A 22,659-nucleotide genomic window follows, 5' to 3' on the forward strand; every position below is an offset into this window, starting at 1 on the left:
CTCTCGGTGGCGCTCGCGAGCCTCACGCTGGGCGGTGTCGCCTTCGCGGCGATCGGCTCCGCCGGTTCCGGCACCCACGGCCGCCCCGGTACCCCGCATCCGGCCCTCCCATCGGCGAGCACCCCGCACCGGCCGCCCGCTCCCGGCACGCCCGCCGGGACCGCCGGCCAGGCATCCGGCGCCGCGTCCACGCGCCCGCACCATCCGGCCACCGCCCGGGACACGGTGGCCCACTGCCGCGCCTACGAGCGGGCAGGGGACCGGAGTGGCGCCCTGGACGCGACGGCCTGGCAGCGGCTCGTCGGGGCGGCGGGCGGCGAGGAGAAGGTGGCGGCCTACTGCGCGGCCCAGGTGAAAGCCGCATACGGGAAGAAAGCCGACAAGGGCGGCAACAGCGCCGGAAACAGTGGCAGTTCCGACCGTAGGGCCCCGGGGAAGAAGTAGTCCTCGTCACGCGGGCCCGTCGGTGTGTCACGGCAAGGTCACGGACGTTCTAGACGCGGGTGAGAACCCGTGGAGGCCTCCGCGCAGGTGAGGCACTCCTCGTCGGGCCGCAACCAGGGCCCGGCACGGAAAGCGCCGAGTCGAACGGGCCCGCACACCAGCATTGGCCGCGCGTTGGCCGCATTGGTCGCCGATGCCGCGCATCGGCCCAGGTCAGAGCGGCAAACTGATGCAACGGCCGGGGCCGCCACCCCCCACAGGAGAGGCCCCGGCCGTCGCGCTGACGGGCCGCGCGCGACCCGTACTCTCTACAGCGCCGTGCGTGCTGTTTCTGTCACACCCGGCCACCGTCGAATCTCACCCTGCGCACATCCGCACCTGGTCACGAGTTAGTTGCATCTTCTACGGACATGGACGGGGAGCGGTTTCACGCCGTAACGTGCCTTTCGCGCCGACCGGGAAACAGGCGTAAAGGGAGTCAGGTGCTGGGGGACGACGCGGAGCTGACCGCCGCGGTGCGATCGGCGCAGGACGGTGACGAGACCGCGTTCCGTACTGTGTACCGCGCGGTGCATCCACGGTTGCTCGGATACGTACGGACGCTGGTGGGCGATCCGGACGCCGAGGACGTGGCGTCCGAGGCCTGGCTGCAGATCGCCCGCGACCTCGACCGGTTCAGCGGAGACGCCGACCGCTTCCGCGGCTGGGCCGCCCGGATCGCCCGCAACCGCGCCCTGGACCACATACGCATGCGCGGCCGCCGCCCCGCCATAGGCGGCGACGAGACGGAACTGACCGGCCGGGCCGCCGAGTCCGACACCGCCGGCGAGGCCATCGAGGCCCTGGCCACCGACGGCACCCTCTCCCTCATCGCGCGGCTCCCGCAGGACCAGGCCGAGGCGGTCGTCCTGCGCGTCGTGGTCGGCCTGGACGCCAAGAGCGCCGCCGAGACCCTCGGCAAACGCGCCGGCGCCGTGCGCACCGCGGCACACCGCGGCCTGAAGCGGCTCGCGGAGCTGCTCGGTGACGATCCGGAATCGGCGGGCGTGCTCGACGCGCTCCCACCCCAGCGAGAACCGCGCGGCCGCGCGGTGTCGTCCGCAACTGTGACGGATACGCGTGCGCGGACGCAGAAGGACATGTGATGGCCGACGAGCAGGACAAGTGGCTGAACCGTGAGACGGCGGAACGCCTGTTGCGCGGCGAGTCGCTGGAAGCCGTCGATGCCTCCGCCCGTGACCAGGCCGAACGACTCTCCCGGGCGCTCGGCGCGCTGACCTCCCGGACGGCCCCCGCCACCGGCGAACTCCCCGGCGAGCAGGCCGCCCTGGCCGCGTTCCGCAAGGCCCGCGAGGCCGCCGCCGCGGAAGGCACCGCCGTCGGCCGTGCCGAGGGCGCCTCCGGCCTGTCCGTGCCCGGCGGCGACGCGGGCCTGGTCCGCATCGCCGCCCCGGCCCGTACCGGAATCCCCGCCCGCCGGACCCGCTGGGCCCGCCCCGTGCGGCTGGCGCTGGCCGCGGCGGTGGCCGTGGGCACGGTCGGCGGGGTCGCCATGGCCGCCGGGACCGGGATGCTGCCCACACCGTTCCGGCACGAGCACCCCGCCGCCTCCGTCTCCGCCGACCCGACCTCCCGAACGCCGCTCGCCTCCGTCCCGCAGGGCACCCCGGGGGCGACTGCGGGGCCCGGCGCGCCGAGCGGCAGCGCGGGCACCGACCGCGGTGGCGCCTCCGGCGAGGCCGTCGTACCGGGCGACCGCAACGGCAGGAGCAGCTCTCCCGGCACCGGCGACCCCTCCGGCACCCCCGGCGGCTGGTGGCGGGACGCGGCCTCGGCCTGCCGGGACATCCGCGACGGCAAGGAGCTGGACTCCGGCCGCCGGCGCGTCCTGGAGCACCTGGCGGGCGGCAGTGCCCGGGTGAGCCGGTACTGCAAGGTCGTCCTGGCCACCGTCGACTCGGCCGACGGCGCGACGGGCGGCGGCAAGGGCGACGAGAACGGCGACAAGGGCAAGGGCAACGGAAACGGCCGGGGCGGCGACGAGGAAGGCAACCCCGGCCACGGCGGCGACGGTCACCCCGGCTGGGGCGGCAACCCCGGCTGGGGCGGCAACCCCGGCAAGGGCACCGGCGACGGCAAGGGCAGCGGAGGCGGCAAGGGTTGGCACGGCGACGCTGTGGCGCCCGCACCCACGGCCTTCGCCCCGGCCCGCCCCGCCCGGAGCACCGGCACCCGGCCCGGCCCGGCGCCGAGCCCGACGTACACCGCCCTCTGACCCGACCGGCCCGCGGGCCGCTCCCTCCCCCGCCCCCCTTTTTTGCCCCTCTGACCTGCGCTTTTGTGGGTCGTGAAAAATTCTTCGGGCGGGGTGTGACGTTTTCGGCGGCCGGTACGCAGTACTGAGTGAGCCGACTGGTCATCGGCCGTCGCACTGAGCCGGGGTTCCCCCCGTACCCACGGCTCGTGCACCTGGCGCGGGCGGGACACGTTCCCCCGGTCCCGCCCGCGCCCCGCAATCCCGCCTCACCAGTGGACGACGACTTTGTCGCCCACCCGCACCTGAGCGAACAGCTGCTGGATCGCCGTCTCGTCCCGGACGTTCACGCACCCGTGCGAGGCCCCCGCGTAGCCACGCGCCGCGAAGTCGTACGAATAGTGCACGGCCTCGCCGCCGCTGAAGAACATCGCGTACGGCATCGGCGAGTGGTAGAGCGTCGACACCCAGTTCCGCTCCTTGCGGTAGACGTGGAAGACACCCTCGCGGGTCGGCGTGTACTGCGCCCCGAACCGCACCGCCGTCGTCGAGAGCGTCCGCCCGCCGATCATCCAGCGCAGCGTCCGCGTCGTCTTGTCGATGCACAGCACGCGCCCGGTCATGCAGCGCGGGTCGGGCGCGCCGGCCGGCTGACCGCCCATCAGATACAGCTCCCATGTGCCGGGCGCGTGGGTCATCCCCACCAGCCGCTGCCAGGTGACGGTGTCCGTCCGCCCCGTCCGCGGCAGCCCGCGCTTGCCCTGGAACCCCTGCACGGCCTGCTCGGTCGGAGCGTCGTACGACCCCGTCGGCCCCTCGAACAGCCAGTCCAGCTGGCGCAGCCGCGCCTGCAGCTCCCGTACCCCCGGCCCGCTGTCGCCGCGCGAGTACAGCAGCCGGGGAGCGGGGGCGGGCACGGCGGGGGACGGCGGCCGGGGAGCGGGCGCGGCCGGGGACGGCTGCTCCGTCCGGGTGGGCTGTGCCGCGCGGCTTTCCAGGGGCGGTGCCGGGCTCTGGGCGTACACCGGGGCCCGGGGTTTGCCGTCGGCGTCCGAGGGATGCACGGTGCAGCCGCACAGGGCGGTGAGGGCGGCGAGTGCGGTGGCCGATGTGAGGGCGGCGGCGGGTCTTCGCGAGATCGTCATGCCGGGATGCTTCCCCGCGTGACCGTCGCCGAACGACGGGGCATGGTGAGGGGTGACAAGACGTACTCCGGAGGCATCCATGTCGCGTGAGTCCGAGTCGGGACTGCCCATCGAGCCGGTCTACGGGCCGCGGGACCTGCAGGGCTGGGACCCGGCCGGGAAACTGGGCGAACCGGGCGTGTACCCCTTCACCCGCGGGGTCTACCCGAGCATGTACACCGGCCGGCCCTGGACCATGCGCCAGTACGCGGGCTTCGGCACGGCCGCCGAATCCAACGCCCGCTACCGGCAGCTGATCGCCCACGGCACCACGGGCCTCTCCGTCGCCTTCGACCTGCCCACCCAGATGGGCCACGACTCCGACGCACCCCTCGCGCACGGCGAGGTCGGCAAGGTGGGCGTGGCGATCGACTCGATCGAGGACATGCGGGTGCTGTTCGACGGCATCCCGCTCGACCAGGTCTCCACGTCGATGACGATCAACGCCCCGGCCGCCCTCCTCCTGCTCCTCTACCAGCTGGTGGCGGAGGAACAGGGCGCGCGCGCCGACCAGTTGACGGGCACGATCCAGAACGACGTGCTGAAGGAGTACATCGCGCGGGGGACGTACATCTTCCCGCCGAAGCCCTCCCTGCGCCTGACGGCGGACATCTTCAAGTACTGCACCGCCGAGATCCCGAGGTGGAACACGATCTCGATCTCCGGCTACCACATGGCCGAGGCCGGGGCGTCGCCCGTCCAGGAGATCGCGTTCACGCTGGCGGACGGCATCGAGTACGTCCGCACGGCGGTGGCGGCGGGGATGTCCGTGGACGACTTCGCGCCCCGCCTGTCCTTCTTCTTCGTGGCCCGTACGACGCTGCTGGAGGAGGTCGCCAAGTTCCGCGCCGCCCGCAGGATCTGGGCGCGGGTGATGCGGGAGGAGTTCGGCGCCCGGAACCCCAAGTCCCTGATGCTCCGCTTCCACACCCAGACGGCGGGCGTCCAGCTGACGGCCCAGCAGCCGGAGGTGAACCTGGTGCGGGTCGCGGTGCAGGCGTTGGCGGCGGTGCTGGGCGGCACCCAGTCCCTGCACACCAACTCCTTCGACGAGGCGATCGCGCTGCCGACCGACAGGTCCGCCCGGCTGGCCCTGCGCACCCAGCAGGTGCTGGCCCACGAGACGGACGTGACGGCGACGGTGGATCCCTTCGCGGGGTCGTATGCGGTGGAGCGGATGACGGACGACGTGGAGGACGCGGCCGTCGAGCTGATGCGGCGGGTGGAGGATCTGGGCGGGGCGGTCGCGGCGATCGAGCGGGGCTTCCAGAAGGCCGAGATCGAGCGGAACGCGTACCGGATCGCCCAGGAGACGGACTCCGGGGAGCGGGTGGTGGTCGGCGTGAACCGCTTCCAGCTGGACGAGGAGGAGCCGTACGAGCCGATGCGCGTCGACCCCGCCATCGAGGCCCGGCAGGCGGAACGCCTGGAGAAGCTCCGGGCCGAACGGGACCGGCGGGCGGTGGACTCGGCGCTGGACGCGCTGCGGAAGGCGGCGGAGGGGGAGGAGAACGTCCTGTACCCGATGAAGGAGGCGCTGCGGGCGCGGGCGACGGTGGGGCAGGTGTGCGGAGCGCTCCGCGGGGTTTGGGGGGCTTACGAGCCGTCGGAGGTGTTCTGAGCTGGGTGGTTACTTCGTATGGGTGATCGCGAGCCGAGTCCCCATGTTCCCGGTTACTCTCGTCGCAGAGTGGGCCCCGAAAAGGAGGACGCCATGGCCGTACTGCAGCAGGAGCTGACCCTGGGCGAGGCTGCCGACCAGCTTGCCCGTGCACTGCCTGGCCACCGCGTGGAGATTCTCCAGGGGAGGCTTACTGTGACACCGCCGCCGGATGGTTCGCACGCTCTGTCGCTGACGAAACTGGGCAGGGCTTTCGACCGGGCGGGGCTCGTTGAGGCGGGGTACGAGTACGTCCAGGGCGTCGGGCTCTGGCTGCCCACGCTGCCTGAGGACTTTGCGATCCCCGACTTCTCGGTCGTCGACCAGGACTTCCGCGACGCCCATGTCACGAAGAACTACTACGCACCGAACGTCTTCCGCATGGTGGTGGAAGTGACGTCCTCGAACTGGTCCGACGACCTCGGTCCCAAGGTCGAGTGCTACGCCCAGGCAGACCTTCCCGCCTACCTCATCGCTGACCGCAAGCACGACGAGGTCCTCCTCTACACCGACCCGGCCGACGGCAAGTACCCCGACCCTCAGCGCTTCAAGCGAGGTCAGTTCGTCCCCGTCCCCGAATCCGTCGGCGTCACCCTCGACCTCCCCGTCGACACCCTCCTCGACGGCGACGACTGACCACCACCCCGGTCAGACGCCGACCTCGGCCAGGTAGGCCTCGGCCCCGTCCGGCGAGTCTCCCGCCCACCCCACATAGCCGTCCGGGCGGATCAGGAAGACGCCCGGGCCGTACGACTCCGGCGCCGCCGGGAGCGCCCGCACACCGGCAACGGAGGTGTCCGCGCCCAGCAGCGTCCAGTGCGGTCCCCGGAACGCGTCGAAGAGGCGCACGCCGGACACCGTGCCGTCCGGGGCGCGGTCGCCCGCCCGGACGCCGGCCGGCTCGTCCCGCGTCTCCACGCTCAGGGACGACTCCCGGTAGCCCAGCCCCAGCTGCACCGTCGCCCTTCCGCGCCGTACCTCGCCGCGGTGGACGCCCGTGGACAGGTCCAGCATGGCCGCCGCGTTCGCCCGGCGCTCCTCCTCGTAGGTGTCCAGCAACGCCTCCGGCGCCCCGCCGCGCAGGACCGCGCCCAGCTTCCAGCCCAGGTTGTAGGCGTCCTGGACGCTGGTGTTCAGGCCCTGGCCGCCGGCCGGCGAGTGGACGTGGGCGGCATCGCCGGCGAGGAAGACCCGGCCCACCCGGAAGCGGTCCGCGAGGGCGGCGCGCGGGCGGAAGCCGGAGGACCAGCGCAGCTCGGTGACGTCCTCGGCGTCCAGGTGGGTGTACGCGGCGACCAGCCTACGGATGCCGTCGAAGCCCGGGTCGGGTTCCGTGCCCTCGGCGAGGCGTGCCTGGAGCTGGAAGTCGTTCGTGCCGGCCTGCGGGCACAGGCCGACGACGGTGCCGTCGTCCTTGGGGAAGACGTGCCAGAAGTCCCGGTCCAGGCCCGTCAGCCGTACGTCCGCCACCAGGAACGGCGCCGGGTCGACCGTTTCCCCGGCCATGCCCACGCCCACCGCGCGCCGGACCACCGAGCGCCCGCCGTCGGCCGCGACGACGTACCCCGCGCGCACGGCCGTACCGTCGGCGAACCGGACGGTCACGCCCTCGGCGTCCTGCTCCAGGCCCGTCACCTCGCGCCCGAAGTCCACCCGGCCGCCCAGCTCGAGCAGGCGCGCGTGCAGGATCTCCTGCGTCCGCCACTGTGCGACCATCCACGGCTCGGTGTACGGCGCGCCCTCGTCCGCCTCGATCCTCTCGAACATCGGCAGCTCGCCGACCCGCTCGCCGTCCTTCCAGGTCACCCGGTGCGGATAGGGGCCGCCCGCCGCCCGGATCGCGTCCACCACGCCCAGGTCGTCGAAGACCTCCAGGGTGCGCGGCTGGAGCCCCTTGCCGCGCGAGCCGGGGAACAGCCCCTCCGCCCGCTCCACGACCAGCGCTTCCACGCCCCGGCGGGCCAGGTCGATGCCGAGGGTCAGGCCGGTGGGACCCGCGCCCACGATCAGCACATCCATCACACTTCTCCTTAACGCCGTTAAGTGCCGTTGCCCAGAAGGGTGCCCTTAACGCTGTTAAGCTGTCAAGCGTGAGCCCTGAGAAACGCGCCCCCCTGGACCGCCGCCGCGTCGCCGCCACCGCCCTGCGGCTGCTCAACGAGGTCGGCCTGGACGGCCTGACCCTGCGCGCCATCGCCAGGGAACTGGACGTCAAGGCGCCCGCGCTGTACTGGCACTTCAAGGACAAGCAGGCGCTGCTGGACGAGATGGCGACGGAGATGTACCGGCGGATGGCCGCCGGTACCACGCTCGACCCCGCCGACAGCTGGCAGGAGCGGCTGCTCAAGGCCGGCCGCGGACTGCGGGCGGCGCTGCTCGGCTACCGCGACGGCGCCAAGGTCTACAGCGGCTCACGGTTCACGGGCACGGAGCACGCCCCCCAGCAGGAGGCCGGCCTGCGGCTGCTGACGGAGGCCGGATTCACCCTCGCCCAGGCGGTCCACGCGGCGCGCACGGTGAACGCGTACACCATCGGCTTCGTCACCGAGGAGCAGGGCGTACAGCCCCTCCCGGGCGAGCGCCGAGAGGGGTACGACATCGAGGAACGCGCCCGGCGGCTGGCCGGCCACCCGCTCGCCGCCGAGGCCGGGAAGCTGCTCTTCGACGGTTACGACGAGCAGTTCGAGGAGGGGCTGGCGATCGTGATCGCGGGGATCGGGGCGCGGTACGGGATCGGCTGAGCGGGCGGTCAGCGCCGGTTGGCGCGTGCCCGGGCGCGAGCCTTGCGGATCGCCCGGGTGGCGACCGGCGGGAGGAGGTCGACGGCGATCCGGCGGACCCTGCTCGCGTTGCGCCGCGGCGCGTGCCGGACCGGCGCCGGCGCGGGAGAGGGCGCCGCGGCCTCCTGAGGTACCGGTACCGGCTCCGGCTCCGCGTCCGCCGCCGCATGCCTGGACGGCGGGAACTCCGGCGCCCGCATCCCCTTCGACTTCAGCCGGACGATCCGGTGCCCGGCGGCCTCCTGGACGCTCAGATGGCAGTCGGACCGCTCCCGCACCATGGCCAGCAGCTCCTCCTGGACCGGCTCCGGGTCGCCCCAGGTGCCGTAGAGCTTCTGGGTGCTCAGACAGACCGGGCGCAGGCCGCGGTTGAGCACGGCCTCCCAGGTGGCTATGGAGACGCCGGGGGTGTGCTCGGAGCGGAAGTCGTCCAGGACGACGATCCCGTCCGGGAGCAGCAGATCGCGGGCGGCCCCGATGTCGCCGTGCACATGCTCGTACAGATGGGAGGCGTCGATGTGCACGAACCGGCAGGAGTCCGGCTCGACCTCGCCGGGCACCAGCGAGCTGGGGCCCTGCAGCACGCGGGGCAGTTCGTCGTGGAAGGAGAGGTAGTTGTCCTCGAAGACGCGGCGGGTCAGCGCGCCGTACGACTTCGCCGACTCCGCCCGGTTGGCGTCGTCCGGGGCGTCGCCCTCGAAGAGGTCGCACACCGTGTACCGCTCGCCCGGCTGCCGGTGCCGGCCGGTGAAGATCGCGCTCTTGCCCATGTAGACCCCGACTTCCAGCAGATCACCCCGCATCCCGGTGGTCTCCTGCCGGTTCAGGAACCAGTCGAAGAGCAGCTGGTCGAGCACCGGGAACCAGCCGGGGACGTCGTCGAGACGGCGGGGCGGTCGGATCGCATCCTGGATGGTGGCCATGCGGGGTGGGCACTCCCTCGGTACGGCGTCTGTGAGATCCCTGCGGAAAGCCTGTGCGGCATCTGCGGCAAGGGCTCTACGGTGCCTGCCCGACGGCCCGGTTCAAAACCCAAGACCAGGTGAACGGTCGCCCAACTTACGCTCCTTCAGGGCCCGCTTCAGCCGCGGCCCGAACGGCCTCTCCACGAACCGGTGGATCAGCCAGGCCAGCACCAGCATGCCGAGCACGGTCACCGCGAGCGTCGGCCACGCGGGCAGGCCGAGCCCCCGGTGCAGCACCCGTATGGCGAACCAGCCGAGGTGCTCGTGGACCAGGTAGAACGGGTACGTCAGCGCGCCGGCCGTGACCAGCCAGGACCAGGAGGCCCAGCGCGTCCAGCCCAGTGCCACGGCGGCGACGGCCGCGAAGGCGACGGTGACGATCAGGACGACGACGTAGGGGTCACGGTGCGGGTGCGGGCCCCACAGCCCGCGGGTGGCCTCGCTCTGGGCGAGCAGCCAGGACATCGCGACGATGCCCCACGCGAGCAGGTCGCTGCCGAAGCGGTGTATCAGGTACAGCGCCAGACCGCCTATGAAGAACGGGGCGTACTCGGGCATGACGACCTGGTTCAGCAGCTCGTTGCCGGACGAGTGGCACAGCACGCCCGCCACGGTCCACAGGCACGCGAACAGCACCACCCGGCGGTAGGTCACCCCGCGCAGGACGACGAGCAGCGCGAACAGCACATAGAAGCGCACCTCGACCCAGAGCGTCCAGCACACGCCCAGCACCCGGGTCGCGCCCATCGGCTGCTGGAGCATCGTCAGGTTCACCAGGAACTCGTCGAGCCGGACCGGGTGGACGACGACGGGCAGGGCCAGGGACGCCCCCGTGACCAGGGCCAGGGCCACCCAGTACGCGGGGTACAGACGGGCGACCCGGGAGCGGAAGAAGTCACCGAGGGTGCGGCCCCAGCTGCTCATGCAGATCACGAAACCGCTGATGACGAAGAAGAGCTCGACGCCGAAATTGCCGTAGACCGCGGCCCGGGACAGGCCCGGGAAGAGGTGGCCCGGGCTCCCGTGCCAGGACGCGGAGACCGTGCCGCCGCGGCCGGTGTAGTGGTAGAGGCAGACCATCAGCGCGGCGACGAGCCGCAGACCGTCCAGGGCGAGCAGACGGCTGCGGGGCCTGGAAGCGGGGGCCGTTCCGGGGGCGGGAGGAACGGGAACGGCGGTGCGGGCGGGGGATGGAGCAACCATGGTGTAGGCCGCCTTGCCAGGGTCTCGGCGCCTCACACCCACGACCGGGCCGCTCGGCACACTGTTCGTCAACTGGTCGGTGAACATTCACTCGGAGCTGTCAGCGGCGCACCGAATTGCGCAGACTGCGCGCCTTCTTCGCCATCCGGCGGACCGTCGGGTTGCGCGGGATGAACGCCAGCTGGGCGGGCACCCCGCCGGGCAGGGCCAGCGAGGACAGGCGCCGGCGCTTGAAGTAGCGCATGGTGCGCTGGTTCAGGTTCCGCGCCAGCCAGGCCTCGGTCTCCGGGCGCAGGCTCGGGTAGATCTTCGGCTGCATCGCGAAGCCCACCGCACGGATCAGCGCGCCGAGCGCGTCCACGGCCATGCCGGTGCGCTGCTCGGTCACCGCGCCGCGGTCGCCGAGGGCGGGCAGCAGCGCGTCGACGATGGTCACCGGGACCCGGTTGCTGTTCTCGTACGGCGTCAGCCGCTCCAGCAGCACCTCGGTGCCGATCCGGGCGACGGGCAGGCCGTACAGGGCCTTGGCCGTGAGCAGGGCGGTGGAGAAGCAGCCGACGACCAGCGCCGGACGCATGCGCTGGTACAGCACCTCGGCGAGGACCGGGGTGTCGAGCACGGTCAGCTCCACCTTCAGCCGCTCCGCCTCCTGCTCCAGCAGGCGGGCGAAGCGGGCCGGGGCGGACGGGTGCGGCTTGAACACCACCTTGGTGTGCCCGAGCGCGGCCGCGCCCTTCAGCATCCGCACATGCAGGTTCTCCTCCTGCTCGGCGGTGAGGATGTCCAGCGCGGACAGGTACTGGCCGAGCAGCAGCGCGGGCTCCTCGACGTCCGGCAACTCGGCGCCGGACGGGGCGAGTTCGGCGAGTACCTTGGTGAAGGCGGCCGTCGGCACGAGCTCGCCGGGCACGTCGAACTCGGTCAGCAGCAGCGGCTTCAGGCCCGGCACCAGGTCCAGGTGGAGCACCCGGTCCACGCGGGTGCCGGCCAGCGGGTCGATCTTGTTGCGGGTCGGGCCGTAGCTCATCAGGCCGTCGGCGTAGACCGTCACCGGGGCGCCGTTGAAGATCTGCGCGAGCGCCAGGGACGGGTTGACCTGGATCGACTCGACGGCCAGCTCCACGTCCTCGTCGCCGAGTTGCCACTCGTGGCGCAGGAAGCGTTCCCACAGCGGCATGTCGTCCACGCGGGGTGCCCAGCCGCCCGGGTGGAACGGGAAGATGGTCTCGTTGTACAGGATCACGTCGTCGAAACGGTCGCGCAGCTTCTCGAAGCCCGGCGCCTCGTCCAGCCCGGGCGTCGTCTCGGGCGTGGCCGCGTTGTTGCAGACCAGCAGGATCCGCCGGTCGGCCGGGCGGAAGCAGCCGGAGTCCAGGGCGGCGGCGAGCGTGGCCGTGCCGTAGAGCGTCGACGCCTGGAAGATCTGGGTGGTCACGCGGCGGCCCCCGCGGAGGCGGGACGGCGGCGCATTCGGCGCAGCTTGGTGGCGCGCTCCAGGTCCATGGAGTCGAGCGCGTCGTCCAGCACGTCCTGCGGCATGCGCCGCAGGGCCGCGGCACTCATGGATTTCAGTTTCTTCGCCACCGCGGGCTCGAACCTTTCGATGGATCCCAGATGATGGGAAATGATGGCGCAATAGGTGCGGACCGCCTTCGGCAACAGGTCATCGGCGTCCCGGTCCTGGGCGGTTTCCGTAATGACCTGATCGAACGCGCGAATGAAATCGAGCTGCCGGACATCGCCGATCTGGGTGAGCGACGAGGCGACTCCGCGCCGGTAGAACACGCCGAGCATGCTCACCGCGGCGAAGGATTCCGCCTCCCGGTGCAGTTTCCAGATCCACGGCCGGTCCTCGGCCGTGCGCAGACCGTCGGTGAAGTGCAGCAGCCCCTTGTCGACGAGTCGGCGGTGGTAGACGCCCGCCCACGCGTACGCGTAGTCGACGGAGGTGGACCGGTCGGCGGGCAGGATCGCCTCCCGCGGGCTGAGCACCACGTTCCGCCGGCCGACGGGCACCCGGTTCACCGTGCGCGACCGTGCGGTGCACTGCACATGGTCGGTGCGGATGAAGTCGCAGCCGAGTTCCTCCATGGCCGCGACCAGCTGCGGGTAGTAGCCGGGGGCGAGCCAGTCGTCGCCGTCCAGGAAGGTCAGGTACTCACCGCGCGCCCGGTCGATACCGGTGTTGCGGGCGGTCGCCAGCCCTCCGTTCTGCTCGTGCCGGACGTAGACCGCTCCGGGCAGCTCGCGCTCCGCGCGCGCGAGAATCTCTGGTGTCCCGTCGCGCGAACAGTCGTCGACGAGAATGAATTCGAAGTCCTCACGCGCGTTCGCCTTCAGGCTCCTGAGCGTGTCGGGCGCGTATTGCTGCACGTTGTAGAACGGCACGATGACGGAGAGCTTGACCACGGCTTGAACGTTAGGACGAAGCCCGTCATTCGTCTTGACCGCCCGCTTGATGCTGAGTGAACGGCATGTGGCGAAGCCGTGAACCAGGTCTTTTTCGCTTGCCCCGGCGGCCCGATTCGCCATTCGGCGGTGTGCTGTTAACCGTTTGTTGCATTCGGGTTGGGCGGAACCTCGGAATGGCTTCCTAGCGTCTTCGGCGTGCCAGCAAGTGCTACGAAGTCCCTGCGGGTCGCCGTCCTCGCCGATTCCGACACCCGGTGGAAGTGGGGTGCGCTCACCGCGCAGCGCCTCGCCCCCGCGGACGCCGAGATCCGGCTCGACGGCTACCTCCTGCGGGGGCGAGCCACCCCGACGGCCCGTCAGCTGAAGGAGGTCGGCGTCCGGGCGGACTCCCTCCGCGAGGTCACCGGCGTCGAGTTCCTGCGCGGGATGGGCGGCGCCGCCGAAGACCGGTACGACGTCCTCATCCTCGCGCTTGTCGGCGGCGGCGTCCAGGCCATGCTGCACGGGCTGCGCGCCACCTGGGCGGGCGCCGCCCGGCGTCCCGTCGTCGTCACCGGGTACGTCGGTGTCGTCTACGAGAAGCTCGCCGACGGCCTGCTGCTGCGGCACGGCGCCGACCTCGTCCTCGCCAACTCCCGCCACGACGCGGACCGGTTCCGGGCCGTGTACGAGGGTGTGGGCGCCGACGCCTCCTCGGTCACCGAGGTCGCGCTGCCCTTCCTCGGCGGGGCGCCCTACACCGGTGAACACGAGCCCTACACCGTGGTGTTCGCCGCCCAGCCGTCCGTCCCCGACAGCCGCAGGGACCGTACGTACCTGCTCAACCGGCTGATCGAGCACGCCCGGAAACACCCCGAGCGCGAGGTGCTGCTGAAGCTGCGCTCCAAGCCGGGCGAACACACCACCCACATCGAGGAGCTGCCGTACCAGAAGCTGGTCCAGGGCAAGGACGTGCCCGCCAACTTCCGCCTGGTGTACGGCCACATGGGCGGGGTGCTGGACCGCACCGACCTGCTGGTCACGGTCAGCTCCACGGCCGCCCTGGAGGCCCTGCACCGCCGCATCCCCACGGTGCTCCTGACCGACCTGGGCGTGCGCGAGGTGCTCGGCAACCACCACTTCACCGGCTCCGGGTGCCTGGCCTCCTGGGACCAGCTCGACGCCGGGTACCGGCCGGTGCCGGACGCGGAGTGGGTGGCCCGGCAGGGCGTGGCCGCCGACGGGTCGTACGGGACGGCCTTCGACGTCGCGCGTGAACGCATCGCCAAGCTGCTCGACCGCCCCGGCGGCCTGCCGCCCGTGAACCCCTACTACACCCCCGAGACCGCGCCCGGCTATCTGCCCGGCATCCTCGCCCGCCACCACCTCGGCCCCGACGGCGTACCGCTGCCCGGCGCGCCCGCCGCCGACAAGGAGCCCGGGCCGGTCCGCCAGATCGTGCGCCGCGCCGCGCGTGGCGCCTACCGCCACGGCGTGCAGCGGGTCGCCCCGGTGATCCGCCGGATGGGGGAGCTGTGACCTCTCAAGGAGATCGGATGTCCAACTCGGAAGCGGGACAGGGCGCGACGGTGCGCCGGGTGCTCGCGGTGATCCCCGCGCGCGGCGGCTCCAAGGGCGTGCCCGCGAAGAACCTCGCCCCCGTCGGCGGAGTCCCGCTGGTGGCGCGCGCGGTGCGCGAGTGCCGGGCGACCCGGCTGGTGACCGACGTCGTCGTCTCCACCGACGACCAGGCCATCGCCGCCGCCGCCCGCGAAGCCGGCGCCGAGGTCGTGCTCCGGCCCGCCGCCATCGCCGGGGACACCGCGACCTCCGAGGCCGCGGTCCTGCACGCCATGGACGCCCACGAGGCGCTGCACGGCGCGGCGGTCGACGCGGTCCTGCTCGTGCAGTGCACCAGCCCGTTCATCGTCCGCGAGGACATAGACGGGGTGGCCGGCGCGGTCGTCGAGAACGGCGCGGACACGGCCGTCACCGTGGCCCCCTTCCACGGCTTCGTCTGGCGGGAGGCCGACGCCGAGTCCGAGGGCGGCGCCGGGGTCAACCACGACAAGTCCTACCGCCCGCGCCGCCAGGACCGCCCCCAGGACTTCCTGGAGACCGGCGCCGCCTACGCGATGGACGCGGCCGGCTTCCGCAAGCACCAGCACCGCTTCTTCGGCCGTACGGAACTCGTCCGCACCGACCCCGCCCGGGTCCTGGAGATCGACGACCCGCACGACCTGGCCCGCGCCCGCGCCCTGGCCCCCCTGTTCGACGCGGACCGCCCCGGTTCGCTGCCCGCCTACGACGACATCGACGCCGTAGTCCTCGACTTCGACGGCACCCAGACCGACGACCGGGTGCTGATCGACTCCGAGGGACGGGAGTTCGTCTCCGTGCACCGCGGTGACGGACTCGGCATCGCCGCCCTGCGCAGAAGCGGCCTGAAGATGCTGATCCTGTCCACGGAACAGAACCCTGTGGTCGCCGCCCGCGCCCGGAAGCTCAAGCTCCCGGTGCTGCACGGCATCGACCGCAAGGACCTCGCGCTGAAGCAGTGGTGCGAGGAGCAGGGCATCGCGCCGGAGCGCGTGCTCTACGTCGGCAACGACGTCAACGACCTGCCGTGCTTCGCCCTCGTCGGCTGGCCCGTGGCGGTCGCGAGCGCCCACGACGTCGTACGCGGCGCCGCACGCGCGGTCACCACCCTCCCCGGCGGTGACGGCGCGATCCGAGAGATCGCCAGCTGGATCCTCGGCCCCTCTCTCGACTCCCTCCCCAAGTAAGGACATCCCCCTGATGAGCACCAACTCCCGTCTGCGTACGTTCGGTTCGCGCGAGGTCGGCCCGGGCCGTCCCGTCTACATCTGCGGCGAGATCGGCATCAACCACAACGGTGAGCTGGAGAACGCCTTCAAGCTGATCGACGTGGCCGCCGCGGCCGGCTGCGACGCGGTCAAGTTCCAGAAGCGCACCCCGGAGATCTGCACCCCGCGCGACCAGTGGGACATCGAGCGCGACACCCCCTGGGGCCGGATGACCTACATCGACTACCGCCACCGCGTGGAGTTCGGTGAGGACGAGTACCGCCAGATCGACGAGTACTGCAAGGAGAAGGGGATCGACTGGTTCGCCTCCCCGTGGGACACCGAGGCCGTCGCCTTCCTGGAGAAGTTCGACCTGCCCGCCCACAAGGTGGCCTCCGCCTCCCTGACGGACGACGAGCTGCTGCGCGCGCTCCGCGCCACCGGCCGCTCGGTCATCCTCTCCACGGGCATGTCGACCCCGAAGCAGATCCGCCACGCGGTCGAGGTCCTGGGCTCGGACAACATCCTGATGTGCCACGCCACCTCCACCTACCCGGCGAAGGCCGAGGAGCTGAACCTCCGCGTGATCAACACGCTGGAGAAGGAGTACCCGAACGTCCCGATCGGCTACTCCGGCCACGAGACGGGTCTGCAGACCACCCTCGCCGCGGTCGCGCTCGGGGCGGCCTTCGTCGAGCGTCACATCACCCTCGACCGCGCCATGTGGGGCTCCGACCAGGCCGCGTCGGTGGAGCCGCAGGGCCTGGAGCGCCTGGTCCGCGACATCCGCGTGATCGAGGCGTCCCTCGGTGACGGCGTCAAGAAGGTCTACGACTCCGAGCTCGGCCCGATGAAGAAGCTGCGCCGCGTCGCCGGTGCCGTCGCCGAGGCGGAGATCGCGGCCGCGGCCGGCGAGCCGGTCACGGTCTGAAGCCCGACCTCTTGAGCCCCTTACGACGGGACGGTCGTACGCCGATGAGCCCCCGCGCCGGTCATGCCGGCCACCCTCCCCGCACGCTCGCCTTCGTGGAGAGCCCCGTCCAGCTGCTGAACGTACTGGAGTGGGCGCATCTGCACGGGCTGCGCGGCGCGGACCCGGTCCGGCTGCCGGGCTCGGAGCCGCTGCCGGGCACGGACCCGCTTCCGTCCGTGCCCTCGCAGGTGCGGCGGACGGTGGCCGGCGACCCGCCGGGGACCGGCGCGGACCTCACGGTCGTCGTCCTGTCCCCGACCGACCCCATGACCCGGGGCCAGCTGCGCCGCATGGCGGACCTGGCGCGGGACGAGGGGTACCGGGTGCGCTGGGAGGAGGCGCGGGGCGGCACGACCGCGCCCTTCTCGACGATCGGCGGCCTGGCGGGCGCGCTGCGCCGGGCCGACCGGATCGTCATGGGCGACCCGTTCTCGCGGTATGTGCAGTTGCTGCTGACGATCACGCGGGCCAAGGACCTGGTCGTGGTCGACGACGGCACCGCGACGATGGAGTTCGTCGCCCAGCTGGCCCGGGGCGAGCGGCTGGTCCGCTGGCACCGCAAGGGCGGCCGTCCGGGGGCCAGGGACCTGCTCTTCGCGCCGGTGTCGTCCTCGGCCCGCCGCCGGCTGACACCCAGCGCGCGCCGGAGGGTGGAGGTCTTCTCCTCGATGCCGGTGACGGAGACCCCGCAGGGCGTCACGGTCACCGCGAACGACTTCTCCTGGACCCGGGCCCGCTTCGGTCCGCCGCGCATCACCAAGAGCGCGGACATGGTGGGAACGTCCTTGGTGGAAACGGGAGTTGTGGACGGGGCGGCCTATCTGGAGGCGGTCCGTCGCCTGGCCAGGACGCACGGCGCGACCCGCTACTTCGCGCACCGCCGCGAAAGCGCCGAGAAACTCCACCGCCTGGCCGCCGAGACCGGCCTGGAGATAGTCCGCCCGGACCTCCCCCTGGAAGTGATCGCCCGCCGGGGCCCGATCGGCCGTACGGTCCTCAGCTTCCCGTCGACGGTCGTCCACACCCTGCCGCTGGCCCTCGCGGGCACCGGGGTGCGGGTGGCGGTCTTCGACATCGACCCGACCTGGCTGACCGAGTCCGCTTCCCCACGGGCGCAGGGCTTCCTGTCGGGGGTGACTGGTACGGCGAGGGACGTGCACCGGCTGGCCGCGGTGAGCCCGGCGTAGCCGGCCTGGCCGGCGTGTCAGGTCGGTTCCTCGTCGGCTTCCGCCGCGATCGTGATCGCCGTCTCTGCCCCCGGAGGTCTCGGTGAGCCGGTTCTCCAGGGGCAGGCAGCTGTGTGAGATCACCCGGGACGGCATCGTGGCCCTGGTGACCTTCGAGGGGCAGTCGCCCAGCACCAGTGCCAGCACCTACGTCACCCTGGACATCACCCTCTGGCGGGACGCCGTACCGGCGCGGAGCGACTGACTCGGCCGGCCTTCCTGGCCAGTGCGAACCGTCGAGTACAGAGCGAGGATGCCGCCCAGGGTGGCGTCCGGCAGGTCCAGGGAGGTCATCGAACCGATGGGGAAGCGCAGTTCGGGGTAGGTGTCGCGGGCCGGCGTCACCATGGCGGGGGAGAGGTCCACGCCGAAGGCCGGGACGCCCAGCTCGTGCAGCAGTGCGGTGACGTGTGCGGGGCCGCTGCCCAGGTCGGCCAGGGGGCCGCGCCGTGCTCGGCGACCAGCTGGTCGAAGGCGGTGATCACGGTGCGGCCCAGGGGATGCCGGCCGTCGGCCGGACACCGGGCGGCGTAGTCCTTGGCGATCGCGTCGTAGGAGATGCGGTTCGTCTGCAGGAAGGTCGTGTGCAGGAAGGTCCAGGTCGCGTCGGTCACGAGTGCGGGCCCCAGCGGGACGCGGGTCGCGCCGTAGTCCGGTTCGTGGACATCGCGAGCGTGACCGTGGCGAGGCATGGTATCCGTGGAAGGAGAAAGAAAGGTTTTACCCATCACAGTCCGCCGCCATGCGTCCGCCGGTCAGATTTTCTTCCCCTAACGGGCTGAAGTTTTGTTGATCGAGGGGTAGTTGACCAGCCGGGCGTCCTACCCTTCAGAGGGTGAAGCAATTGATGTCCCTAGAGTCCGAGGCCGGCCTCGCGGGGGATGTGCTCCCCGGCGTGCTGAGCGAAGCCCTGCACGCCGAACTCGTCGCCTTCCGTCGCGACTTGCACATGCACCCTGAGCTGGGCAATCAGGAGTTCCGTACGACCGCCGCGATCAAGGAGCGGCTGGAGCTGGCCGGGCTTCGGCCCCGGGTGCTCGCCAAGGGAACCGGACTCGTGTGTGACATCGGTGTGGCGGAGGGTGATCGGCCGGCCGTACCGCTGCTCGCACTGCGCGCGGACATCGACGCCCTGCCCATCCCGGACACCAAGACCGACTGCCCCTACCGGTCGACCGTGCCCGATCGGGCCCATGCCTGCGGTCATGACGTGCACACGACCGTCGTGCTGGGGACCGGGCTCGTGCTCGCCGACCTGCACAGCAAGGGTCTGCTGCCCCGTCCCGTGCGGCTGATCTTCCAGCCCGCCGAGGAGGTGCTGCCCGGCGGCGCGCTGGACGCCATCGAGGAGGGGGTGCTGAAGGGGGTCGAGCGGATCCTCGCCGTGCACTGCGACCCCCGCGTCGACGCCGGCAAGATCGGACTGCGGCACGGCGCGATCACCAGCGCCTGCGACCGGCTGGAGATCGCGCTCGACGGCCCCGGCGGCCACACCGCCCGCCCGCACCTGACCACCGACCTGGTCACCGCCGCCGCCCGCGTCGCCGTCGACGTGCCCGCGCTGATCGGCCGCCGTGTGGACACCCGCGCCGGGCTGGCGCTGACCTGGGGGCGGATCGAGTCCGGGCACGCGCCGAACGTCATCCCGCAGCACGCCGAGCTCTCCGGGACCGTGCGCTGCCTGGACCTGGACGCCTGGCGGCAGGCCCCCGACATCGTGCACGCGGCCATCGACGAGGTTGCCACCCTGCACCGCGCCAAGTCCGAGATCACCTATGTGCGCGGGGTGCCGCCGGTCGTCAACGACCGGGAGTCCACCGACCTGCTGCGCCGGGCGATGGCGGCGCGCCGCGGCCGGGACTCCGTCGAGAGCACCGAGCAGAGCCTCGGCGGCGAGGACTTCTCCTGGTACCTGGAGAACGTCCCGGGCGCCATGGCCCGGCTCGGCGTCCGGCGGCCCGGCGAGCGCACCGTGCGCGATCTCCACCAGGGCGACTTCGACGCCGACGAGCACGCGATCACGGTCGGCGTGGAGATGTTCACGGCAGCGGCCTTCCTGGAACCGAACGAGGTACAGGGCTGACCCCGCGGTCCGCGGTGCGGCCGTTCGGCGGAGTCCCGTGTCCCGAGACGGGAGTCCGGCGCGGACCGGAGGCGGGAGTCCGGCGGCCCGAGGCGGGGGACCGGGCTGTCCCCGAGGCGTGAGTCCGGGGTCTGGGCTGGGGGATCGGGGTGTCGCCGGGGCGGGGAGTCCGGGGGCTGGGGTGTCCCGAGGTGGGAGATCGGCCCGAGGCAGAGGCCAGGCGCGCTTCAGCGGCGAGAGTCAGGCGGGCCCCGCCGGGGAGTCCGGAGTCTTGGGTGAGAGTCCGGCGCGGCCCTGAGGCGGGGAGTCCGGCGCGCCTCTGAGTTCCGGTCCGGGGGCTTCGAGGCGGGAGGCTGGGGCGCTCCCGCGGTGGGAGTCCGGCGCGGGCCGGAGGCGGGAGTCCGGCGGCCCGAGGCGGGGGACCGGGCTGTCCCTGGGGCGGGGAGTCCGGGGGCTGGGGTGGGAGTCCGGCGCGCCCTTGGAGCGGGGAGTCCGGGGTCCGGGGTGTCCCGAGGTGGGAGATCGGCCCGAGGCAGAGGCCAGGCGCGCTTCAGCGGCGAGAGTCAGGCGGGCCCCGCCGGGGAGTCCGGAGTCTTGGGTGAGAGTCCGGCGCGGCCCTGAGGCGGGAAGATCGGCGCGCCCCGGAGGCCTGGTCCGGGGGCTTCGAGGCGTGAGTCCGGCACGGGCCGGAGGCGGGAGGCCCGGGCGCCCCTAGGTGGGAGTCCGGGCCCCGAAGCGAGAATCCGGTGCGGGCCCGGGGCTGCAGTCCGGGGAGGCTCGAGGCCGGAGTCCGGGGCCTGAGGTGGGGGTCAGGCGTGGCCCCGGGGCAGGAGGCTGGGGCCCCGAGGCGCGGGCGGCGGGCGCGCCCGCCGCGGCGGGACCTCAGAGGGGATCGAGGCGGAGACCGGGCTCGGGCCCTGAGGCGGGATTCCTGGGCGAGCCCCGAAGCGGGAGACCGGCGCGGGACCGAGGCGTGAGACCGGCGCCCTCCGGAGGTGGGGGACCGGCGCCCCCCGGAGGGGGGAGACCGGTGCGCCCGGAGGTGGGAGACCGGCGCGCCCCCGAGGTGGGAGACGCGCACCTCCGACGCTGCAGTCCGGGAGCCTCGACGCGGGAGGCCGGGCGTCTCGACACCGGAAGGCCGGCCGGGGCCTTCGGGGGCCGGGGGCGGGGCCCCGAGTGTCCTTCCCCTGGGCGGCGCAACACACTCGTAAGCCATTCGTACACGCTGTGCAACAGCGCCATGAGAGGGCCGAGAGGCCGAGTTCAGACGCTGTTTGCCTCGAATCGATAACGGAGTCGCGAGAGGGTTTTTTGCGACATCTACGCGCGTTACGATGCCGCGAAGCCGACGCCGCCGGGGCGTTTCGGCTCGAGCACTGGCATGGTGCTCACATCAAGCGCCGACACGGCGCTCAGGTCAGGTGAAGGAGCCTCCCGTGCGCCGGGTAGCCAAGCTTTCCGCTGCGGCAATCGCCACCGCAGCTCTCGCCGTGACTGCCACCGCGTGTGGCAGCACGTCCTCCGACAACAACGCCAGCCCCTCGTCCTCGGGCAGCGCCAAGGGCGGCATCAAGATCGGCCTCGCCTACGACGTCGGCGGCCGTGGTGACCGTTCCTTCAACGACTCCGCCGCGCGCGGTGCCGACAAGGCCGCGAAGGAGTTCGGCGGTTCCATCAAGGAGCTGACCGCCAAGACCTCCGACACCGAGGCCGACCGTGAGCAGCGGCTGTCGGACCTGGCGCAGGCGGGGTACAACCCGATCGTCGCCGTCGGTTTCTCCTATGCGCCGGCCGTGACCAAGATCGCCAAGCAGTTCCCGAAGACCAACTTCGGCATCGTCGACTCGGTCGTGAACGCGAGCAACGTCGACAGCATCACGTTCACCGAGGAGCAGGGCTCCTACCTGGCCGGTGTCGCCGCGGCACTGAAGACCAAGACGGACCACGTCGGCTTCATCGGCGGTGTCGACGTCCCGCTGATCAAGAAGTTCGAGGCGGGCTACGTCCAGGGCGTCAAGGACACCAACCCGAAGATCAAGGTCGACACCCAGTACCTGAGCCACGGCTCGGACTTCTCCGGCTTCGCCAGCCCCGACAAGGGCAAGGCGGCCGCGCAGGGCATGCTGGACAACGGCGCCGACGTGATCTACTCGGCGGCCGGCTCCTCCGGCAACGGCGCGATCGAGGCCGTCAACGGCAAGAAGGGCGCCTGGGCCATCGGCGTGGACTCGGACCAGTACAACATCCCGGGTCTGGCCAAGTACAAGAACTCGATCCTGACCTCCATGGTCAAGAACGTGGACGTCGGTGTGTACGACTTCATCAAGTCCGTGCACGACGGCAAGCCGCTGGCCGGCCTCAACGCCTACTCCCTCGCCAAGAACGGTGTCTCGCTGGCCACCAGCGGTGGCTTCATCAACGACATCCAGCCCAAGCTGGACGCCGCGAAGCAGAAGATCGTCTCCGGCCAGATCAAGGTCAAGACCACCCCGTGACCCGTCCGGTACGGCCGGACCGCCGATGTGACGGTCCGGCCGTACCGTGGGACTTGAGGCTCGGCGCGGGGGCGCCCTCCGGAGCCCCCCGCCGAGCCATAACAATGTGTCAACTCTACGCGTGTAGCATGGAGTTGCCGCGCTAGCGTCGCCGACGCCCCAGCCCTCCCCTACGCAGCCCCTTTCCCACA

The 22,659-nt window shown here is 72.0% G+C and carries 20 protein-coding genes and 1 pseudogene; 13 read left to right on the forward strand and 8 right to left on the reverse strand.

Annotation, left to right across the window (positions count from 1 at the left end; genetic code table 11):
- The 3 genes and pseudogenes from ABT288_RS12830 to ABT288_RS12840 form a co-directional block, all read left to right on the forward strand.
- Positions 1–444, forward strand: a pseudogene (locus tag ABT288_RS12830) (hypothetical protein); the annotation flags it as partial.
- A gap of 482 nt (positions 445–926) precedes the next feature.
- The gene (locus ABT288_RS12835; protein ID WP_351605965.1) at positions 927–1,589 is read left to right on the forward strand and encodes an RNA polymerase sigma factor; all 663 of its coding nucleotides are present in this window, start codon (positions 927–929) and stop codon (positions 1,587–1,589) included.
- On the forward strand, positions 1,589–2,719 hold the full coding sequence (locus tag ABT288_RS12840) for a hypothetical protein (RefSeq protein ID WP_351605967.1): 1,131 nt from the start codon (positions 1,589–1,591) through the stop codon (positions 2,717–2,719). Before ABT288_RS12835 ends, ABT288_RS12840 begins: the two co-directional genes overlap by 1 nt.
- A 248-nt stretch (positions 2,720–2,967) precedes the next feature.
- Here the strand turns inward: ABT288_RS12840 and ABT288_RS12845 are convergent, their stop codons facing one another.
- Positions 2,968–3,843 (reverse strand): L,D-transpeptidase family protein, encoded by an 876-nt coding sequence (locus ABT288_RS12845; RefSeq protein WP_351605970.1) that lies wholly within the window; start codon positions 3,841–3,843, stop codon positions 2,968–2,970.
- 79 nt (positions 3,844–3,922) lie between these two features.
- Between ABT288_RS12845 and ABT288_RS12850 the strand changes: the two genes are divergently transcribed.
- Positions 3,923–5,503: an acyl-CoA mutase large subunit family protein gene (locus ABT288_RS12850; protein WP_351605973.1), complete on the forward strand. Its 1,581-nt coding sequence runs from the start codon at positions 3,923–3,925 to the stop codon at positions 5,501–5,503.
- 93 nt (positions 5,504–5,596) lie between these two features.
- Positions 5,597–6,178, forward strand: a complete 582-nt coding sequence (locus tag ABT288_RS12855) for a Uma2 family endonuclease (RefSeq protein ID WP_351605976.1) — start codon at positions 5,597–5,599, stop codon at positions 6,176–6,178.
- Positions 6,179–6,190: 12 nt separating this feature from the next.
- Here ABT288_RS12855 and ABT288_RS12860 read toward each other — a convergent pair whose 3' ends face one another.
- Positions 6,191–7,561: an FAD-dependent oxidoreductase gene (locus ABT288_RS12860; protein WP_351605978.1), complete on the reverse strand. Its 1,371-nt coding sequence runs from the start codon at positions 7,559–7,561 to the stop codon at positions 6,191–6,193.
- A 71-nt stretch (positions 7,562–7,632) separates the two neighbouring features.
- On the opposite strand from ABT288_RS12860, the gene ABT288_RS12865 reads away from it, so the two are divergent.
- Positions 7,633–8,283, forward strand: coding sequence for a TetR/AcrR family transcriptional regulator C-terminal domain-containing protein (locus ABT288_RS12865; RefSeq protein ID WP_351605981.1), 651 nt, complete (start codon positions 7,633–7,635; stop codon positions 8,281–8,283).
- 8 nt (positions 8,284–8,291) lie between these two features.
- Here ABT288_RS12865 and ABT288_RS12870 read toward each other — a convergent pair whose 3' ends face one another.
- The 4 genes from ABT288_RS12870 to ABT288_RS12885 form a co-directional block, all read right to left on the reverse strand.
- Entirely contained in the window at positions 8,292–9,245 is a 954-nt protein-coding gene (locus tag ABT288_RS12870) for a class I SAM-dependent methyltransferase (RefSeq protein WP_351605984.1), read from the reverse strand.
- Positions 9,246–9,347: 102 nt separating this feature from the next.
- Positions 9,348–10,490 carry an acyltransferase family protein gene (locus tag ABT288_RS12875; RefSeq protein WP_351605987.1) on the reverse strand — a complete coding sequence of 381 codons (1,143 nt, stop codon included), beginning with the start codon at positions 10,488–10,490 and terminating at the stop codon, positions 9,348–9,350.
- A gap of 100 nt (positions 10,491–10,590) precedes the next feature.
- A complete protein-coding gene (locus ABT288_RS12880) occupies positions 10,591–11,925 on the reverse strand; it encodes an alpha-2,8-polysialyltransferase family protein (RefSeq protein WP_351605990.1) in 1,335 nt (444 codons plus the stop codon).
- Positions 11,922–12,899 (reverse strand): glycosyltransferase family 2 protein, encoded by a 978-nt coding sequence (locus ABT288_RS12885; protein WP_351606204.1) that lies wholly within the window; start codon positions 12,897–12,899, stop codon positions 11,922–11,924. The genes ABT288_RS12880 and ABT288_RS12885 overlap by 4 nt, the downstream gene beginning before the upstream one ends.
- 198 nt (positions 12,900–13,097) lie before the next feature.
- Here ABT288_RS12885 and ABT288_RS12890 point away from each other — a divergent pair, with 198 nt between their 5' ends.
- The 5 genes from ABT288_RS12890 to ABT288_RS12910 all read left to right on the forward strand — a co-directional run bounded on the left by ABT288_RS12890 (position 13,098) and on the right by ABT288_RS12910 (position 18,092).
- On the forward strand, positions 13,098–14,420 hold the full coding sequence (locus ABT288_RS12890) for a DUF6716 putative glycosyltransferase (RefSeq protein ID WP_351605993.1): 1,323 nt from the start codon (positions 13,098–13,100) through the stop codon (positions 14,418–14,420).
- A gap of 17 nt (positions 14,421–14,437) precedes the next feature.
- A complete protein-coding gene (locus ABT288_RS12895; RefSeq protein ID WP_351605996.1) occupies positions 14,438–15,667 on the forward strand; it encodes a cytidylyltransferase domain-containing protein in 1,230 nt (409 codons plus the stop codon).
- Positions 15,668–15,680: 13 nt separating this feature from the next.
- Entirely contained in the window at positions 15,681–16,619 is a 939-nt protein-coding gene (locus ABT288_RS12900; protein WP_351605998.1) for an N-acetylneuraminate synthase family protein, read from the forward strand.
- 44 nt (positions 16,620–16,663) lie between these two features.
- Positions 16,664–17,848 (forward strand): hypothetical protein, encoded by a 1,185-nt coding sequence (locus tag ABT288_RS12905; RefSeq protein WP_351606001.1) that lies wholly within the window; start codon positions 16,664–16,666, stop codon positions 17,846–17,848.
- An 82-nt stretch (positions 17,849–17,930) separates the two neighbouring features.
- Positions 17,931–18,092, forward strand: a complete 162-nt coding sequence (locus ABT288_RS12910) for a hypothetical protein (protein WP_351606217.1) — start codon at positions 17,931–17,933, stop codon at positions 18,090–18,092.
- Here the strand turns inward: ABT288_RS12910 and ABT288_RS12915 are convergent.
- Both ABT288_RS12915 and ABT288_RS12920 read right to left on the reverse strand, forming a co-directional pair.
- On the reverse strand, positions 18,035–18,325 hold the full coding sequence (locus ABT288_RS12915; RefSeq protein ID WP_351606206.1) for a class I SAM-dependent methyltransferase: 291 nt from the start codon (positions 18,323–18,325) through the stop codon (positions 18,035–18,037). The two genes, ABT288_RS12910 and ABT288_RS12915, sit on opposite strands and share 58 nt — an antisense overlap.
- Entirely contained in the window at positions 18,229–18,579 is a 351-nt protein-coding gene (locus ABT288_RS12920) for a hypothetical protein (RefSeq protein ID WP_351606220.1), read from the reverse strand. The genes ABT288_RS12915 and ABT288_RS12920 overlap by 97 nt, the downstream gene beginning before the upstream one ends.
- 155 nt (positions 18,580–18,734) lie before the next feature.
- On the opposite strand from ABT288_RS12920, the gene ABT288_RS12925 reads away from it, so the two are divergent.
- On the forward strand, positions 18,735–19,970 hold the full coding sequence (locus ABT288_RS12925; RefSeq protein WP_351606004.1) for an amidohydrolase: 1,236 nt from the start codon (positions 18,735–18,737) through the stop codon (positions 19,968–19,970).
- 1,439 nt (positions 19,971–21,409) lie between these two features.
- Positions 21,410–22,468: a BMP family lipoprotein gene (locus ABT288_RS12930; RefSeq protein ID WP_351606006.1), complete on the forward strand. Its 1,059-nt coding sequence runs from the start codon at positions 21,410–21,412 to the stop codon at positions 22,466–22,468.
- Positions 22,469–22,659 lie beyond the last annotated feature (191 nt).

This window comes from Streptomyces sp. NPDC001093, from assembly GCF_040298985.1.
In the GTDB taxonomy this organism is placed as follows: Bacteria; Actinomycetota; Actinomycetes; order Streptomycetales; family Streptomycetaceae; genus Streptomyces.

Excerpts from the sequence above, each read along its gene's own strand:
- ABT288_RS12840 (WP_351605967.1), top strand. The coding sequence starts at position 1,589 with ATGGCCGACGAGCAGGACAAGTGGCTGAACCGTGAGACGGCGGAACGC.
- ABT288_RS12845 (WP_351605970.1), bottom strand. The coding sequence starts at position 3,843 with ATGACGATCTCGCGAAGACCCGCCGCCGCCCTCACATCGGCCACCGCA.
- ABT288_RS12850 (WP_351605973.1), top strand. The coding sequence starts at position 3,923 with ATGTCGCGTGAGTCCGAGTCGGGACTGCCCATCGAGCCGGTCTACGGG.
- ABT288_RS12855 (WP_351605976.1), top strand. The coding sequence starts at position 5,597 with ATGGCCGTACTGCAGCAGGAGCTGACCCTGGGCGAGGCTGCCGACCAG.
- ABT288_RS12860 (WP_351605978.1), bottom strand. The coding sequence starts at position 7,561 with ATGGATGTGCTGATCGTGGGCGCGGGTCCCACCGGCCTGACCCTCGGC.
- ABT288_RS12870 (WP_351605984.1), bottom strand. The coding sequence starts at position 9,245 with ATGGCCACCATCCAGGATGCGATCCGACCGCCCCGCCGTCTCGACGAC.
- ABT288_RS12875 (WP_351605987.1), bottom strand. The coding sequence starts at position 10,490 with ATGGTTGCTCCATCCCCCGCCCGCACCGCCGTTCCCGTTCCTCCCGCC.
- ABT288_RS12895 (WP_351605996.1), top strand. The coding sequence starts at position 14,438 with ATGTCCAACTCGGAAGCGGGACAGGGCGCGACGGTGCGCCGGGTGCTC.
- ABT288_RS12900 (WP_351605998.1), top strand. The coding sequence starts at position 15,681 with ATGAGCACCAACTCCCGTCTGCGTACGTTCGGTTCGCGCGAGGTCGGC.
- ABT288_RS12905 (WP_351606001.1), top strand. The coding sequence starts at position 16,664 with ATGAGCCCCCGCGCCGGTCATGCCGGCCACCCTCCCCGCACGCTCGCC.
- ABT288_RS12920 (WP_351606220.1), bottom strand. The coding sequence starts at position 18,579 with ATGCCTCGCCACGGTCACGCTCGCGATGTCCACGAACCGGACTACGGC.
- ABT288_RS12925 (WP_351606004.1), top strand. The coding sequence starts at position 18,735 with ATGTCCCTAGAGTCCGAGGCCGGCCTCGCGGGGGATGTGCTCCCCGGC.